The organism is Qipengyuania vulgaris (assembly GCF_009827325.1).
In the GTDB taxonomy this organism is placed as follows: Bacteria; Pseudomonadota; Alphaproteobacteria; order Sphingomonadales; family Sphingomonadaceae; genus Qipengyuania; species Qipengyuania vulgaris.
In genome coordinates this window covers 262,172-276,833 of sequence record NZ_WTYC01000002.1, presented here as the reverse complement: position 1 = coordinate 276,833, position 14,662 = coordinate 262,172, and the positions used below count along the sequence as shown (strand labels likewise).

The following is a 14,662-nucleotide window of genomic DNA, read 5'->3' as shown; positions in this document are numbered from 1 at the left end:
GGCATTGAATTGCTGGCAAGGGGGCAGTCGCGCACATTTCCGCGCCTTTTTCTGCCCCTGCCCGAAAGTTCAGTGCGTGTAGCCCAGATCGCCGTGGGGAGGTTCACCGTCGAGCATCACTGCTGCAGCACCTCTTGGGAGGACTTCACCGATGGGCGTGAGTGGCAATTCCGCCTCCAGCCGGGCGGGTCCGGTGCATATGAGAACGTAGTCGTCGCCCCAACGAAGGGCTTCGTCCAGCCTGCCTTGCGGCGCGAGTGGCTCCAGCGCCTTGCTACTGAGCGACAAGGTGACCTGGCTGGCATGGGCGATACGCGAAGCATCGAGCAGAAGCCCATCGGAAACGTCCATCATCGCGGTGACGAGTGATGCGAGCTTTTCGCCCAATTCAAGCTGCGGGGTAGGGCGGCGGTAACTGGTGTCGTCCTGCTCGCCGTCATCCCGGAGGCTTTCGAACCCGGTCATCGCCCTGCCGATCGGGCCGCCCAGATAGATCGTGTCGCCTGCGGTGGCTCCGCTCCGCGATGGCACGGGTCGGTGGGCCGCGCGCCCTATGGCGGTGCAGCCCCAGACGCGGCGGCCTTCGGCGCGCACGGTATCACCGCCCAGCAGGGGGACGTCATATGTCTCGCAAATCTCGCGCAGCCCGGCGATGAAGCGGTGATCGTCGTCGCCCAGCATATGCGAGACGAGGATGCCCACTGGCTCCGCGCCTTTGGCGGCGAGGTCCGACAGGTTCACCGCTACCAGCTTCCACGCAATGTCTGCCGGGTCCTGCCCTTCGAGGACATGCACGCCGTCGACCAGCGTATCGTGGGTCAGGACCAGTGTTTCGCCGCCGATCTCTATGACCGCGGCATCGTCTTCCAGCCCGCGCGCTTCGGGACTGGTTGCCAGCGCACGCAGGGCGGAAATGAACTCGCGCTCGTTCAGCGTCCCGCCTCTTTGGCCACAGCGTCGAGGATGCCGTTGACGAACTTGGCTTCGCGGTCGTCGAAGAAGGCCTTGGCCACATCGACATATTCGCTGATGGCTGCGGCCTTGGGCACGTCGCTGCGCGCAATGAGCTCATAGGTGCCGGCGCGCAGGATCTGGAGCATGGTCTTGTCGAGCCGTGCGAGCGTCCAGCCCGAGGCGAGCCGCGCTGTCAGCAATTCGTCGATCTCTTCGCGGCGGGCATCCACGCCTCTGACCACATCGTCGAAGAAATCGACGTCGGCATCGGCATATTCGTCGTCCTCGATCACCTTGCCGAGGCGGTGCTGGTGGAACTCGTTCAGCAGCTTCGCGGTCGCGGTTTTTTCCATCTGCTGCTGGTAGAGTGCCTGCACCGCGCCAAGGCGGGCGGCGCTGCGGGACTGGGAACGGGAATTCTGGCTCAAGCAAGCCTCCTGGAAATCGAAAGGGCATGCGCGGGGAGGCCCTCGGCCTCGGCCAGGCGCACGGCGGCGGGGCCGATGGCCCGCAGCGCATCTTCGGACGCGCCGATAAAGCTGGTGCGCTTCATGAAATCGAGCACCGACAGGCCGCTGGCGAAACGTGCGCGGCGGCCTGTGGGTAGCACGTGGTTCGGGCCGGCGATGTAGTCGCCCACCGCTTCGGGCGTATTGCGGCCGAGGAAGACGCTGCCCGCATGCCGCAGCTTCGCAAAGATCGCCTCGGGATCGTCGGTCGCGATTTCGACATGCTCGGCAGCGAGGCGGTCAGACAGGGCGGGCGCTTCGTCGAGGCTGTCGACGATGACGATCAGCCCGTGATCGGCCCAGCTTGCCCTGGCGGTCTTCGCGGTAGGAAGGTTTAGAAACTCGAGATCGATCGCATCCTCGACCTGTGCGGCAAGCCCGCGATCGTCGGTGATCAGGATCGACTGGCTGGTAGGGTCGTGCTCGGCCTGGCTCAGGAGGTCGGCGGCGATCCACTGGGGATCGTTGTTACCGTCGGCGATGACGAGGATTTCGCTGGGCCCTGCGACCATGTCGATGCCGACCACGCCGTAAAGCTGGCGCTTGGCTTCGGCGACCCAGGCATTGCCCGGCCCAGTAATCACGTCGACGCGTTCGATCCGCTTCGTGCCATAGGCGAGCGCAGCCACCGCCTGCGCGCCGCCGACACGCCAGATTTCGTCCACGCCCGCGACATGCGCGGCGGCCAGTACAAGGTCGTTCGCTTCGCCCTTGGGCGTGGGCGTGGCGACCACCAGCCGCTCGACGCCCGCGACCTTGGCGGGGATGGCGTTCATCAGCAGCGAGGACGGATAGGCCGCGCGTCCGCCGGGGACGTAGAGACCGGCCGCCTCCACAGCGTTCCAGCGCGCGCCGAGCCGCATTCCGATATCGTCGGTATAATCGCGGTCCTCGGGCAGCTGGCCTGCGTGATAGGCGCGGATGCGTGTCGCGGCGGTTTCGAGCGCTTTGCGCAGTTCGCCGTCGAGCCGGTCGTAGGCTGCCTTGCACTCCTCCTTTGAGATCGACCAGTCGGCATCTCCGGTCAGGTTATGCTGATCGAAACGCTTGGTATATTCCACCAGCGCGCTGTCGCCTCGCTCGCGCACCTCATTGAGGATGTCGCTTACATCGCGGCCCACCTGCGCATCGCTCTCGCGCCGGTCGCGTACGACACGCTCGAACTTCGACTCGAAATCGGCGTCGGAAGTGCGGAGCAACTGCATCAGGCGGCTGTCCGTTCTTCGCTGATCGCGCGAAAGGCCTCGACCAGTGCACCGACCCGCGGATCGGTTTTCAGCGCAGCGCGATTCACGATCAGACGCGCGGTGATGTCCATGATCCGGCTGGTCTCGACGAGCCCGTTTTCGCGCAGCGTGGTACCGGTCGACACGAGATCAACGATCCGCCCGGCGAGGCCGAGTTCGGGGGCGATCTCCATCGCGCCGTTCAGCTTCACGCATTCGGCCTGGATACCGCGCGCCTCGAAATGGCGGCGGGTCAGGTTGGGATATTTCGTCGCGACGCGCAGGTGACTGGCCCCGTTAGTCGCCCGGGCGCCCGCAGGTTCGGCCACCGAGAGGTGGCATCGGCCGATATCGAGATCGACCGGCGCATAAAGTTCCGCATAGTCGAATTCCTCGATCACGTCGGAACCGACGATGCCCAGCTGCGCTGCGCCATGGGCAACGAAAGTCGCCACGTCGAAGGCCCGCACGCGGATCAGGCGCATGTCTTCGCGCGTAGTAGCGAATGTCAGCGAGCGGTTCGCCTTGTCGTGAAAGGCATCTTCCGGCACGACGCCCGCGCGCGCCATGACGGGCAGCGCCTCTTCGAGGATGCGGCCCTTGGGTATGGCAAAGGTAAGACTGTCGGTCATTGCGGTGCGGCAGATAGGGTCACGGACGAAAAAGGGCAACGGATATGGCCGATGACGGCGTGATGGATATGGTTTCGGTCCCTGAAGCGATCGAATGGCAGGCAGAGCACGCCGAAAAGGCAGGTGCACCGGGTACGGCGCAGGTCATCCGCGCGCTGCTGGCGCTGGAGGGAAGCCAAGCTGCCACCGCACGCCGGATATTCGCCTGGCAGGGCCTGGGACTGCGTGACGCCATGCCGCTCAGGATTGCGGGCGGAATCCACAACTTGCTGCTGGCGGGCGAGGAGCCCCGGCTGGAGGATGTCTACGCAGGCCGTGTCGCATCGCAGGACGATGTCGACGCGCTCATTCGCGAAATCGTGGAAGCCTATGATACCCAGCTCATGCCCTGGCTCGACGGACCGCCGCAGACCAACGAGGCAGGGCGTTCTGCCAGTTTCGCCGCAGCGCTGCTGTGGCTGGCGGATGGCCGCACGACGGGGCAGTTCGAATTCCTCGAGATCGGGGCGAGCGCCGGCATCAATACGATGATGGGCCGCTATCGCTATAATCTCGGTGGCGTGGCCACTGGCCCGAGCACCAGCCGGATGCAGATCGAGCCGGAATGGCGCGGCCGCCCCCCGCCTGTCAACGACATCGGCTTCACCGATGCCCGAGGCAGCGACATCTCGCCGGTCGACCTGACCGACGTGCGGCAGGCGCTGCGTCTCAAGAGCTACGTCTGGCCCGATGCCACCGGCAGGATGGCCCGCATCGACGCGGCGATTGCACTGGCCGAGCGCATGCCCCCCGAGATCGAGCGGATGGATGCCGGCGACTGGGTCGAGAAAGAACTCGCACGCGAACAAGGCGAGGGCGCGACGCGCGTAATCGCGCATTCGATCATGTGGCAATATCTGCCCGATTTCACGCAGGAGCGGATCGAGAAAGCGTTGCAGGAGGCGGGAGCCACAGCGACTTCGGAGAGGCCGCTGGCGCATGTCGCGCTCGAAACCAATCGCAAGACCTTCCAGCACGAGCTCAAGGTGCGATACTGGCCCGGAGGCGAAGAGGCGGTGCATCTCGCCAATGCGCATCCGCATGGCGCATGGGTGGAGTGGCTCGGCGGCTAGGCCGTCCGCTCGAGAAATTCCTCCATTGCCGCGTTGACTGCCCTAGGCGCTTCCCACGGCACAAAATGGCCGCAGTCCGGCACTTCGACGAGAGTCAGGTCCTCGACATGGTCGCCGAGTTCGGCGGTGTTTTCCGGCGGCAGGGCAAGATCGTTCTGCGCCCAGATGACCAGCGTCGGGATGCGCAGGCGCGGGAAAGGCGTGTGCGACCAGTCTTCGGGAAGCTCGAAGGGCGCATCCATCGGCGGAATATCGATCGGGCTGGCGCGGTACCAGTTGAGCATCGCGAAGGCGGCATCGCGGTCCTGCCATTCTTCCAGCAGGCGTTCGCGCTCCTCCGGCTCCATCTTGTCGGGCGCGTCCCACTTGATCTCCTGCATCAGCAGGCCGCCAAGGCCATGTTCGTGCACCAGCGCATCGTTGGCGGGATCGCGGAAGCCGCGCATGTACTGGCTCGCCTTGCGCTGCACGGGCGAGGTGTAGAGCAGCTTCTGGAAGACCGCGTGGTGCGGCGCGTTGGCAATGATGGCGCGCTTCACGCTGCCCATTTCCTGCCCCGCCATGGCCACACCCCAGGCGATTGCGCCGCCCCAGTCGTGGCCGACCACCGTGAATTCCGTCACCCCCAAGGCGTCGGCCAGCAGGAAGATATCGCCCACCAGCTTGTCCGGGGAGTAATTTTCCTCTCCCTCCGGCTTGGACGATCCGCGATAGCCGCGCTGGTCGGGCGCGATGCAGCGATAGCGATCACTGAAATGCGCGATCTGGTGCCGCCAGGTCCGGTGGCTTTCGGGAAAGCCGTGAAGGAAGATCAGCACCGGCGCTCCGCGCGGGCCGCTATCCACGCAATCGAGTTCGATCCCGTTGGCGAGGATGACGCGGATCTGGTCCATCATTCGGCCTGCATCTTTTCCATATACCCTTTCGCCACCATGCCGGCGACCTGGTCGAACAGCTGGTCCGGCGTGCGGCGCATCTCGCCCATCGCTTCTTCCATACCTTCGGCTACGATGATCTCGCGCTGGTTGAGCTCGATCGCATCGACGATCCGCTTGGCGGCATCATCGGGCGCGATGCCTTTGTCGATCACCTCGTCGCTGCGCCCGCGCTTGGTTCCGTCGGATGTAAGCGCGTTGCGGCTGACATCGGTGGCGACCGAGCCGGGGCAGATGACGTGCACGTCGATCCCGCTTTGCGACAGCTCTCCGCGCAGCGCGTCGGCATAACCGATCAGGCCGTGCTTCGCCGCGCAATAGGCAGTGCGCATGGGCACGCCCACTTTGCCCGCGATGGAGGAGACGAACACCAGCCTTCCGCTGCCGCGTCCGGTCATGTGCGGAAGCAGCGCCTGTGTCGCGGCGATCTGCGCGGTGAGGTCGATCTCGATGATGTCGCGGTAGACCTGCATGGCGGTTTCGACTGCCGGGCTGCGCTGCGAAATGCCGGCATTGGCGACGAAGACGTCGATCCCGTCCTTCCAGCCGATGGCGGTGTCCGCAGCTTCACTCATCGCCTGGGAGTCGCGGACGTCGAAGGGCAGGGTAAGCGTCTCCGTTTCGAGCCGCCCCGCGACCGCGCTAAGCCGACCCTCGTCACGGCCCGACAGGATGATGTTTGCGCCCCGGCTGGCCCATTCTTTCGCTAAGGCAGCCCCGATGCCGGAGGATGAGCCGGTGATCCAGGCAGTCTTGCCTTCGAAACTCATGGGATTTCCTTCAGGGATAGGTGACGGTCTTGGGCTCGCCTTCGGGCAGGGGAATGCGCTCTTCGCTGTCGCCCGGCACTTCGGCGAAGCGGCGTTCGCGCCAGTCTTCCTTGGCCTGGTTGATCCGGTCGCGGCTGGAGCTAACGAAGTTCCACCAGACATGGCGCTTGTTCTCGAATGCCTCGCCGCCGAGCAGCATCACGCGGGCGCCCGATCTGCTTTCCAGCGTCATGTCGCGACCGGGCTGGAGAACGGCGAGTTCGTATAGCCGGAGCTCGTGTCCGTCGACGCTCGCTTCGCCGCTTACCAGCATCACCGCGCGTTCGTCGGCATCCTCTTCAAGCGGGATGGCGCCGCCTGCACCGAGAACGATTTCGGCGTAGATCGTATCGGCATGGGTGGTGGTGGGCGCACGTTCGCCCCACAATTCGCCCATGATCACGATGGCCCGCGCCCGGCCATCCTCGACGATGGGAAGATCCGTCACCGCTTCGAAGGCCGGGTCGATCTCCTCGCGCCCGTCGGGCAGGGCGAGCCAGGTCTGCATCCCGTAAAGGCGCGGACCGGCATTGCGCTCCGCTTCCGGTGAGCGTTCGGAATGGACGATGCCTTTCCCAGCAGTCATCAGGTTGACCTGTCCGGGCCGGATGGTGGCGAAGCTGCCGATACTGTCGCGGTGATCGATCGCGCCTTCGAACAGCCAGGTGACCGTGGCGAGGTTGATGTGCGGATGCGGCCGCACGTCCATCCCGCTGCCGAGATCGAGCTGCGCCGGGCCGAACTGGTCGACGAAGATGAAGGGGCCGACCATCGTTCGCTTCTTGGACGGGAGCACGCGTCGGACGTCGAACTGGCCCAGATCGTGGGTGGTTGGCGTAAGCGTCAGTTCGATCTGGCTCATTGTCCGTCCAACTCCTCGTAGTGACGAAAGATTCCGTCTTCGTTGAAGGGTATCCGGCGCTCGCTGTCCAGATAGCTTGCGACACCGCCCAGATTTGCGACAGCATCCCGGGCGTCCATCAGGGCCAGGTAATCGCCTTCGATCGCTGCCATCCTCTGCGGGAAAGCATAGCGCAGACCCTCGACCAGCTGGAAGATCGACGTGTCCACATGGGACCACTTCCCGCCCGCTGCGAAGGGCCCCGGATGGACGCCATAGGCGCGCTCGAAATACGAGAAATACTTGGGAATGCGCTCTTCGCGAAAGGCCTTCGCGGCCTGCGCCGCCGCTTCCTTTTGATCGTCGTAATAGAGGCTGCTGGCCATGGGATGATGCGTGCCGTGCACCTCCGCAACGATGTCGGTGATCGTCAGCTGCAACTGGATCAGGTGGAGATCGGTCTCCATTTCGCCGGTGCCCAGATCGTGCCGGTCGGTGAGCCAGGTAAGGATATGCGCCGCCTGCGCGATGGTGAAGCCGCTGTCGCGTTCAACGAGATAGGGCGGGGCATAGGGCGCGAAGCCGCCGCGCTCCTCGCGCTCTTCCATATCCTCGACCAGCGCCTGCGCATCCAGATCGCGCGCCCGGTCACGATAGTCGATCCCGGCTGGGGCCATGAACAGGCGGACGAACTCCCCGCGGCCCTGGATGGAGGGCCAGTACCAGAGATCGTACGGCGCCGAACTCATGGCGTCGGGGCCGAAGCCTGAATGGCAAGGGCATGGACCCGCTCGCCCGGTATGTCGCCCAGCGCGCGGTTGACCATGCGCTGGCGTTCCAGCCTGCTCTTGTCGGCAAAGGCGGGGGCTTCGATGACCACGGTGAAATGCGATTCCCCGCTGCCGTCGTCCCCGGCATGGCCGTGGTGCGTGGCACTGTCGTTGATCACGTCGAGCCGGGTTGGGCTGAAAGCCTCTGTCAAGAGACGTTCCATTTCCTGCTGGACCGTTTCGGCCATCCGCTCAATTCTCCTCTTTAAGGTTTGCATAGCGCAATTCGCTCACCATTCTAGAACGAATGCGCCAGTCAAGGTTTCACGGAAGATACGAAGATACCGGCAGGGTGTGCGATCACCCCGCTTGCGACGAGCCGGGAGAGTTCCGCGCGCCGGGCAGCGGCCATCGGTATGACGGGCCGGGACAGTGGCGCTGGATGTGCCTGGATCACGTGCGCGAATTCAACGCGGGCTATGACTGGTTCGAAGGGATGAGCGCCGAAGAAATCCTCGATGCGCAGGGGCCGACGAGCGGCTGGCGTACGGAAAGCCCGACTTTCCGGCCCGCTGCCGGCGTCGATGGGATGCCGCGCTGGGCGGATTACGACGATCCCCTCGACGCGATCTCCGCGCGTGCCAGCGGCATCAGGAGCCGCGCCCAGCGCGAAGCGGAAATGGCCATGGACGGCCGTTTCAGCCGCGAAGAGGCCGAGGCGCTGGAGGTGATGGGGCTTGGCACCAACATCGACAAGGGCAGGCTGCGGCGGCGCTATACCGAACTGGTCCGTCGCTATCACCCCGACCGCAACGGCGGCGATCGGCAATTCGAAACTCGCCTCAACCGCGTGGTCCAAGCCTACCAGACGCTGAGGAAGTCACGTTCTATCGGTTAGGAAGGATGGGATCGTTCCGTCCGGATTTGTGAAAAATGACGCGTTATCTTGTGGTTGGAATAACGGATGTCGCGTCAGGCAAAAACCACCGGGGTTTGCCGAAAAATATAATAAGGCGTTAAGGAACAGTTCGCACTCGTAGGCTATCGCTTACTTGCCTTCGCTTTTTCGCATTATGACAGCTGCCTTTGTCCTCAGCATCAACATGTTCATCGCAAGTTTGTTTGCGGTTGCATTCGCTGTGGTTGCTTCCACGCATCCGACCGTTCGAGGCGCCCGGTGGCTGGCGGCAGCGTACGGAGCCGGTGTTCTTGACGTCGTACTGGAATTCATTCTCCCTTGGCTGGTGGATCCCGAACTTGCTGTGGTCGGGATCTACCTTATTTATTTGACTGCCCTGACGTTCGGACTGATCGGTGTTGCGAGGCATTATCGTGTCAAGACACCGAGATTGCCAATTACGCTCGTCTGGGGTGCGGCGTTTCTGATCACACCGGCATTGCTTATCTTGCCATATGATTCGACGGTGCGGGCGCTACTTTACCAATCCCCTTATGCAACACTGCAAGCATTGATGGCATGGGTCGTCGTCCGCTCAGGTAGGAAAATGGCTCTCGACAAGCTGTTGATCATTGTGAGCGGACTGGCTGTCATCTTTTATCTGGCCAAGCCCGTGATCGCGTGGAAAATGGGAATGGCGGCTGGTCCACAGGGGTATCTCGCCTCTCAATATGCGGCGATTTCCCAGACCATGGGCTCGGTCATTCTCATCGCCCTGGCTCTGGCTTTGCTGCTGGTGATAATGCGCGACACGACCAGTGAAATGGTGGCCCAGTCGGAAACAGATCCGCTATCGGGCGTCCTCAACCGCCGTGGATTCGAGGCTCGGGGAGAAATCTCGATCCAGTGCGCAAAGAAGAACGGTTTGCCGCTGGCCTTGATCACGCTGGATCTGGATCGGTTCAAATCGATCAATGATAGTTTCGGTCACGCCGCGGGCGATACGGTTATTGCCGATATTGCCGATTTGCTGGCCAACTCGGTTGAAGACCGGGACATGGTCGCTCGGTTGGGCGGCGAAGAATTTGCTATACTGCTTCCGGGCCGCAATTCGCTTCAGGCCAGCGAGCTTGCCGAGTATATCAGAATTTCAATTTCGGATAAGCTGCCAAATCGCTTCAATACCGACACGGCAGTCACCGCATCATTCGGAGTGGCCGAGTTGCAGGAGACTGATGAGCTTTCGGACTTATGCCGGAGGTCTGATCTGGCGCTCTATGAGGCTAAAGCGGCTGGCCGAAACACGGTCGCAACTGCCAATCTCTCGTCATACAATCATTAGCTCGGATGCATGTCAGTCCCTCTCTGGCGCGCCGAGCGGGAAATAGTCGCGATAAGGCCGCGCGTCCTCAACGCAGCGCGCTACTGCGGGAAGGGCGAGAGCCTCTTCGCGCAAGGCGGCGACCCGCGGACAGTCGGCGGGAATGCGCTTCACCCAGTCGGCGTAGAACAGCGATGGCGCAGCTGCACAGGTGACGAGGCTCACGTGCGGTGGCAGGGTGTTCTCCGCCAGCCAGGCATCGAGCCAGGTATAGGCGCGCTTCAACCCTTCGCGCCCCAGTTCCACCTGCTGCGGGTCGGGGTTCTGCGCATCGGCTAGATAGGCGTTCACGACGAGCTGGGCTGTGCCCATCACGTAATTGTCGAACACACGGTCCATCATTCGCGCGGTGGTCGCCTGGGCCGGATCGGCGGGGATCAGCGGGGCTTCTCCGGGATGGTGGACGGCCAGGTATTCGGCGATTGAGGTCGCCTCGATCACGGTCGTCTCGCCATCGACCAGCACCGGAAACTTGCCTGCCGGATGTACCTTGCGGACGAAGTCCATATTGGCGGGGCCATCCTCCGCTCCCGGATCGACATCGCGAAATTCGAAGGCGGTGCCGTTTGCATAGAGCGGGATCAGCGCCTTCCATGTGAAGGACGAAAAGCGATGGCCATAGAGCGCCAGCATCACCACTCTCCCGCGTCCATCAGCGCGCGGCGGGCCAGTTCGCGTTCGCTGGTAACCGGGATCGGGCCTTCGTCGGGATAGGGCGGCAGCGTTCCGCCGGGGCGATAGGTGGCAACGATCGTGCCCTTGTCGGTCACCCGGCGGTCGGTCATCTCCAGCCTATCTGTGAGTGTGCCTCTCCCGAACAGCCGCTTCCCGCTGCCGAGCAGGACGGGATAGGTCATGGTGATGAGCGTATCGATCAGCCCTGCGGCCAGCAGCGCCGGATAGATCGTGCTGGACCCCTGGATGATCAGGTCCGCGCCGTCACTTTCCTTGAGCGCGGCGACATCCTCTACCCCCGCGAGCCGGTGGCTGTTCTGCCATTCGAGCGGCTGGTTGCCGCGGGTGAGAACGTATTTGTTCGCGCGGTCAAAGGCTTCGCCCATCGGCTTTTCATCGCCTTCGGCATAGGGCCAGTAGGCGGCGAAGATGTCGTAGGTCCGCCGGCCCAGCAGCAGGTCGTAATCGCCTGAGAACAGCGAACCGAGCGTTTCCTCGATACCTTCGTCCCACAGCTTGAAGACCCAGCCGCCTTCTTCGAACCCGCCGGTGGGATCCTCGGTCGGGCCGCCGGGTGCCTGCATGACCCCGTCGAGCGAGAGGAAGGCGGCACCGGTGATCTTGCGCGGCATCGTTCAGTCTCCCTTCCGGGCAGCGTCGATCGCCGCGACGTTGATCTTCTGCATGGTCATCATCGCTTCGAATGCGCGCCGGGCCTCCTCGCCGCCTGCCGCTTGCGATTCGAGCAGCGTGCGCGGAGTGATCTGCCAGCTGAAGCCCCACTTGTCCTTGCACCAGCCGCATTCGCTTTCCTGCCCGCCATTGCCGACAATCGCGTTCCAATAACGGTCGGTTTCGGCCTGGTCCTCGGTTACGACCATGAAGCTGACGCTTTCGTTGGGCTTGAACAGGTCCCCGCCGTTGAGGCCGGAAAAGGCGCGGCCGAGGAGGGTGAATTCGACTGTCAGCGCGTCGCCCTTGCTGCCGCTGGGGAAATCGGAGGGGGCTCGGAAGATCGTGCCGACCGAGCTGTCGGGGAAAGTCTCGGCATAGAAGCGGGCGGCTTCGTCCGCATCGCCATCATACCAGAGCACGGTGGTGAGTTTGTCAGCCATTCTGGACCTCCTCGATAAGCTTCATGTCGATCGCCTTGGCCGTCATGTACGCCGGGCGTTCGCGCAGCCTGCCGGCATAATCCTCGAACACCTGCCGCTTGGGGATCGAGCCGAAGCTGAGGCCCCAGTCGACCTGGCTGCCGACATAAACATCGGCCATGGTGAAGCGCTCGCCGCAGACGTAGTCGCGATCCGACAGCAGCGTTTCGAAGGCATCCATCGCCTTCTCGTAACTGCCGAAGCCGAGCATGCCCTGTTTCTGCGGATCGTCGACCGACCAGCCCATCGAACGCGAGACGACGGCTTGCTCTATCGGTCCGGCCGCAAAGAAGAGCAGGCGAAAATAGTCCGCCATTTCTTCTGCTTTGGGGCCAAGCTCCGGAGCCTGCATGGCCCCGAGGTAATGGCAGATCGCAGCGCATTCGGTGATGACATGGTCGTGCCCAAGATGATGATGGACGAGGGTGGGGACCTTGCCCATCGGGTTCACGTCGAGCAGCGCCTGCGGTTTGTCCTGCCAGTCGACCAACTCGGTATCGTAATCCGCAGCTGCCTCATGCAACGCCCAGCGCGCAATCTGCCCGCGGCTCATCGGATTGGTGAAGAGGGTGTAATCGGCCATGGCTCAGGTTCCCTTGGGTCCGATGATCGAGAAGAAGGCACCCTGCGGGTCGAAGCCCTGGCAGACATATTCGCCGCCGGGAATTTCCATCGGGCCGTTGACCACCTGTCCGCCGCTGCTCTCAACGTGGCTTCTGGCCGCCTCGATTTCGGGCACGCGGAAGTAAAAGGCCCAGGCGGAGACGGGCATCTGCTCCGGGCGCTTCATGATCGCGCCTAGGCCATAATCGTCCTGCGTGAACATCTGGTAGACGCCCATCTCGCCCATATCCATCGCCTCACCCTTCTGCCATCCGAACATGCCGGTATAGAAGGCGTCGGCGGCGTCCGGATCATCGATTACCAGCTCATTCCAGGCACAGTGGCCGACTTTCGGCTCGTATTTGGCGAAAGATGTCGCCGGGCCTTCGCCCTCGGTCTGCATCAAGTAGAACGGCACGCCCTGCGGGTCGGCAACCAGCGCCATGTGGCCCACGCCTTCGAGGTGGTTTGGCCCCATGTGGAGTTGCCCGCCCCTGTCTTTCAGATCCGTGATCGAGGCGTGGATGTCGTCGGCCGCGATATAGCCGATCCATGCCGGGCGCGCGCCGCCCTTCGTCATGTCCCCGGTCAGTTCCAGCAGGCCGACGACTTGGGTGCCGTCCTTGCTGCCGATCCGGTAATCGATGCCCGGCATGTCGCTGCCCGCGAATTTCCAGCCGAGCAGCGGTTCGTAGAACGCCTGCGCCGCGTCGGCATCTGTGGTCATCAGTTCGTACCAGACGAAATCGCCCTGCTTGTCAGCCATTTGAAACTTCCTCTCTTCTTGCGTCAGCGGCCGCGAAATGGGCCATCTGGTCGGCATGCGCCTTGCGGAAGGCGGGCCGTTCGGTCATTCGCGCAACATAGGCTTCGCTTGCCGGTCGATCGCCGTGCTTGCGGACCAGATCGACGCGCAGCACGTCGGCCATCATCAGGTCCGCTGCGCTAAACTGGTCGCCCGCCAGCCATTCGCGCTCGGCCAGCACGGCCTCCATCTGCTCCAGCCGCTTGTCCAGCCAGTCGGTGATGGAGGCGAACTCCAGCTCCGACCATTTCAGGACGATCCAGGGCATGGACACCATCTCGATTGAATTGAGCGCTGCCATGACCCATTGGAGCACTTCGATCCTGCGGGTCGAACCCGGCGGGATCAGCGCCTCGCTCTTGTGCGCGAGGTGCATCAGGCACGCCCCGCTCTCGAACAGGTGCAGATCGCGGTCCTGCAGCATCGGCACCTGTCCGAATGGCTGGGCGTCGAGGTGATTGGTATGACGGTCGTCGAACGCCACCGTCTCGATCCGGTAGGGGACGCCCGCTTCCTCGCACGCCCAGCGCAGTCGCAAGTCGCGCACGAACCCGCGAGGCATTTCAGGCACCCAGTCGAGCGTCCAGATAGTTACGGTATCGGCCACCGCGTCGTTTCTCAAAGGTCGACGATCGGACAGAACCCGCCCATGACCATGCGCTTGCCGTCGAACGGCATCTCGCCGTCGAAATCCTGTTGCATCATCTTCTTCTGTCCCGCATCGCGCGTTTCCTTGTCGGGCCATTCGATGAAGGAGAAGACGACCTGCTCTCCCGCCTCGGCCTTCACCGCGCGGCGGAAATCTGTGACCTTGCCGTCAGGGACGTCGTCGGCCCATGTTTCGACCAGCCGCAGCGCGCCGAATTCCTTGAACAGCGGCCAGGCCCCGGCCGCCATGTCGTGGTAGGCATCCTTTCTCGCATCCGGCACGGCCATGATGAAGCCGTCGACATAGCTTCCCGGGCGGCCTTCCCCCTCTTCGAGCAAGGGCGCGAACCCGCCATAGATCATCCGCTTGCCATCGAAGGGCATGGGGTTCTTTTCCGGATCCATCCGGGGGTCCTTCATCCACTCTTCGACGCGAGCCATGACCTCGTCGCGAGTGGCCTTGTCGGGCCACTCGATCCACGAGAACAAGACCGTCTCGTCGTCCTTGGCCTGCACGGCGCCCTGGAAATCGGTGACCTTGCCCTTGGGCACATCGTCGCCCCAGGCTTCCACGATGCGCGTTGCTCCCTGTTCCTTGAACACGGCGTCTGCCTGATTGGCGTGATCGGTGAATTGCTGCCTGTTGGCGGTGGGAACCGCGATCACGAAACCGTCGAAATAGCTCATCATCTCTCTCCTCGGATTGCCGA

At 63.3% G+C, this 14,662-nt stretch carries 19 protein-coding genes and 1 pseudogene; 3 read left to right on the top strand and 17 right to left on the bottom strand.

The features are described from left to right. Positions 1 to 69: 69 nt before the first annotated feature. Genes thiL through hisG form a run of 4 tightly spaced genes read right to left on the bottom strand, consistent with a single transcriptional unit; the run spans position 70 to position 3,321 of the window. The gene (thiL, locus tag GRI69_RS05775) at positions 70 to 915 is read right to left on the bottom strand and encodes a thiamine-phosphate kinase (RefSeq protein ID WP_337191039.1); all 846 of its coding nucleotides are present in this window, start codon (positions 913 to 915) and stop codon (positions 70 to 72) included. A 14-nt stretch (positions 916 to 929) separates the two neighbouring features. Further along, positions 930 to 1,382: a transcription antitermination factor NusB gene (gene nusB, locus GRI69_RS05770; RefSeq protein WP_160727312.1), complete on the bottom strand. Its 453-nt coding sequence runs from the start codon at positions 1,380 to 1,382 to the stop codon at positions 930 to 932. Beyond that, positions 1,379 to 2,668 carry a histidinol dehydrogenase gene (gene hisD, locus GRI69_RS05765; RefSeq protein WP_160727311.1) on the bottom strand — a complete coding sequence of 430 codons (1,290 nt, stop codon included), beginning with the start codon at positions 2,666 to 2,668 and terminating at the stop codon, positions 1,379 to 1,381. Before hisD ends, nusB begins: the two co-directional genes overlap by 4 nt. After that, positions 2,668 to 3,321: an ATP phosphoribosyltransferase gene (hisG, locus tag GRI69_RS05760; RefSeq protein ID WP_160727310.1), complete on the bottom strand. Its 654-nt coding sequence runs from the start codon at positions 3,319 to 3,321 to the stop codon at positions 2,668 to 2,670. Before hisG ends, hisD begins: the two co-directional genes overlap by 1 nt. Before the next feature lie 44 nt (positions 3,322 to 3,365). Here hisG and GRI69_RS05755 point away from each other — a divergent pair, with 44 nt between their 5' ends. Beyond that, positions 3,366 to 4,433, top strand: coding sequence for a DUF2332 domain-containing protein (locus GRI69_RS05755; RefSeq protein ID WP_160727309.1), 1,068 nt, complete (start codon positions 3,366 to 3,368; stop codon positions 4,431 to 4,433). On the opposite strand, the gene GRI69_RS05750 is transcribed toward GRI69_RS05755, so the two are convergent. The 5 genes from GRI69_RS05750 to GRI69_RS05730 are packed head-to-tail and all read right to left on the bottom strand — an operon-like array spanning position 4,430 to position 8,036. Further along, the gene (locus tag GRI69_RS05750; RefSeq protein WP_160727308.1) at positions 4,430 to 5,329 is read right to left on the bottom strand and encodes an alpha/beta fold hydrolase; all 900 of its coding nucleotides are present in this window, start codon (positions 5,327 to 5,329) and stop codon (positions 4,430 to 4,432) included. The two genes, GRI69_RS05755 and GRI69_RS05750, sit on opposite strands and share 4 nt — an antisense overlap. After that, on the bottom strand, positions 5,326 to 6,138 hold the full coding sequence (locus GRI69_RS05745; protein ID WP_160727307.1) for an SDR family NAD(P)-dependent oxidoreductase: 813 nt from the start codon (positions 6,136 to 6,138) through the stop codon (positions 5,326 to 5,328). Before GRI69_RS05745 ends, GRI69_RS05750 begins: the two co-directional genes overlap by 4 nt. 10 nt (positions 6,139 to 6,148) lie before the next feature. Further along, positions 6,149 to 7,039: a pirin family protein gene (locus GRI69_RS05740; RefSeq protein ID WP_160727306.1), complete on the bottom strand. Its 891-nt coding sequence runs from the start codon at positions 7,037 to 7,039 to the stop codon at positions 6,149 to 6,151. Then, entirely contained in the window at positions 7,036 to 7,767 is a 732-nt protein-coding gene (locus GRI69_RS05735; protein ID WP_160727305.1) for a glutathione S-transferase, read from the bottom strand. The genes GRI69_RS05740 and GRI69_RS05735 overlap by 4 nt, the downstream gene beginning before the upstream one ends. Continuing rightward, positions 7,764 to 8,036, bottom strand: coding sequence for a BolA family protein (locus GRI69_RS05730; protein WP_160727304.1), 273 nt, complete (start codon positions 8,034 to 8,036; stop codon positions 7,764 to 7,766). Before GRI69_RS05730 ends, GRI69_RS05735 begins: the two co-directional genes overlap by 4 nt. A gap of 59 nt (positions 8,037 to 8,095) precedes the next feature. Here GRI69_RS05730 and GRI69_RS05725 point away from each other — a divergent pair, with 59 nt between their 5' ends. Continuing rightward, positions 8,096 to 8,686 carry a J domain-containing protein gene (locus tag GRI69_RS05725; protein WP_160727303.1) on the top strand — a complete coding sequence of 197 codons (591 nt, stop codon included), beginning with the start codon at positions 8,096 to 8,098 and terminating at the stop codon, positions 8,684 to 8,686. A gap of 154 nt (positions 8,687 to 8,840) precedes the next feature. Beyond that, positions 8,841 to 10,028, top strand: coding sequence for a GGDEF domain-containing protein (locus tag GRI69_RS05720; protein ID WP_237452962.1), 1,188 nt, complete (start codon positions 8,841 to 8,843; stop codon positions 10,026 to 10,028). 12 nt (positions 10,029 to 10,040) lie between these two features. On the opposite strand, the gene GRI69_RS05715 is transcribed toward GRI69_RS05720, so the two are convergent. From GRI69_RS05715 to GRI69_RS16035, 8 genes and pseudogenes are all read right to left on the bottom strand, one after another. Beyond that, the gene (locus GRI69_RS05715; protein ID WP_202391861.1) at positions 10,041 to 10,700 is read right to left on the bottom strand and encodes a glutathione S-transferase family protein; all 660 of its coding nucleotides are present in this window, start codon (positions 10,698 to 10,700) and stop codon (positions 10,041 to 10,043) included. Then, positions 10,700 to 11,374: a dihydrofolate reductase family protein gene (locus GRI69_RS05710; RefSeq protein ID WP_160727301.1), complete on the bottom strand. Its 675-nt coding sequence runs from the start codon at positions 11,372 to 11,374 to the stop codon at positions 10,700 to 10,702. The genes GRI69_RS05715 and GRI69_RS05710 overlap by 1 nt, the downstream gene beginning before the upstream one ends. 3 nt (positions 11,375 to 11,377) lie before the next feature. Beyond that, complete coding sequence (locus GRI69_RS05705) at positions 11,378 to 11,857, bottom strand: VOC family protein (RefSeq protein WP_160727300.1); 480 nt, start codon at positions 11,855 to 11,857, stop codon at positions 11,378 to 11,380. Beyond that, a complete protein-coding gene (locus tag GRI69_RS05700) occupies positions 11,850 to 12,479 on the bottom strand; it encodes a glutathione S-transferase family protein (RefSeq protein ID WP_160727299.1) in 630 nt (209 codons plus the stop codon). Before GRI69_RS05700 ends, GRI69_RS05705 begins: the two co-directional genes overlap by 8 nt. Positions 12,480 to 12,482: 3 nt before the next feature. Further along, positions 12,483 to 13,265, bottom strand: a complete 783-nt coding sequence (locus tag GRI69_RS05695; protein WP_160727298.1) for a VOC family protein — start codon at positions 13,263 to 13,265, stop codon at positions 12,483 to 12,485. Continuing rightward, positions 13,258 to 13,911 carry a glutathione S-transferase family protein gene (locus tag GRI69_RS05690; RefSeq protein WP_337191030.1) on the bottom strand — a complete coding sequence of 218 codons (654 nt, stop codon included), beginning with the start codon at positions 13,909 to 13,911 and terminating at the stop codon, positions 13,258 to 13,260. The genes GRI69_RS05695 and GRI69_RS05690 overlap by 8 nt, the downstream gene beginning before the upstream one ends. 11 nt (positions 13,912 to 13,922) lie before the next feature. Further along, a complete protein-coding gene (locus tag GRI69_RS16040; RefSeq protein ID WP_272916463.1) occupies positions 13,923 to 14,291 on the bottom strand; it encodes a DUF1428 domain-containing protein in 369 nt (122 codons plus the stop codon). Then, positions 14,280 to 14,639: pseudogene (locus tag GRI69_RS16035) on the bottom strand (DUF1428 domain-containing protein); the annotation flags it as partial. The gene GRI69_RS16040 and the pseudogene GRI69_RS16035, both read right to left, overlap by 12 nt. Positions 14,640 to 14,662: the final 23 nt, after the last annotated feature.

Coding starts and splice junctions, on each gene's coding strand:
- hisD (WP_160727311.1), bottom strand. CDS start 2,668: ATGCAGTTGCTCCGCACTTCCGACGCCGATTTCGAGTCGAAGTTCGAG.
- hisG (WP_160727310.1), bottom strand. CDS start 3,321: ATGACCGACAGTCTTACCTTTGCCATACCCAAGGGCCGCATCCTCGAA.
- GRI69_RS05755 (WP_160727309.1), top strand. CDS start 3,366: ATGGCCGATGACGGCGTGATGGATATGGTTTCGGTCCCTGAAGCGATC.
- GRI69_RS05750 (WP_160727308.1), bottom strand. CDS start 5,329: ATGATGGACCAGATCCGCGTCATCCTCGCCAACGGGATCGAACTCGAT.
- GRI69_RS05745 (WP_160727307.1), bottom strand. CDS start 6,138: ATGAGTTTCGAAGGCAAGACTGCCTGGATCACCGGCTCATCCTCCGGC.
- GRI69_RS05740 (WP_160727306.1), bottom strand. CDS start 7,039: ATGAGCCAGATCGAACTGACGCTTACGCCAACCACCCACGATCTGGGC.
- GRI69_RS05735 (WP_160727305.1), bottom strand. CDS start 7,767: ATGAGTTCGGCGCCGTACGATCTCTGGTACTGGCCCTCCATCCAGGGC.
- GRI69_RS05730 (WP_160727304.1), bottom strand. CDS start 8,036: ATGGCCGAAACGGTCCAGCAGGAAATGGAACGTCTCTTGACAGAGGCT.
- GRI69_RS05725 (WP_160727303.1), top strand. CDS start 8,096: ATGCGCCAGTCAAGGTTTCACGGAAGATACGAAGATACCGGCAGGGTG.
- GRI69_RS05715 (WP_202391861.1), bottom strand. CDS start 10,700: ATGCTGGCGCTCTATGGCCATCGCTTTTCGTCCTTCACATGGAAGGCG.
- GRI69_RS05710 (WP_160727301.1), bottom strand. CDS start 11,374: ATGCCGCGCAAGATCACCGGTGCCGCCTTCCTCTCGCTCGACGGGGTC.
- GRI69_RS05705 (WP_160727300.1), bottom strand. CDS start 11,857: ATGGCTGACAAACTCACCACCGTGCTCTGGTATGATGGCGATGCGGAC.
- GRI69_RS05700 (WP_160727299.1), bottom strand. CDS start 12,479: ATGGCCGATTACACCCTCTTCACCAATCCGATGAGCCGCGGGCAGATT.
- GRI69_RS05695 (WP_160727298.1), bottom strand. CDS start 13,265: ATGGCTGACAAGCAGGGCGATTTCGTCTGGTACGAACTGATGACCACA.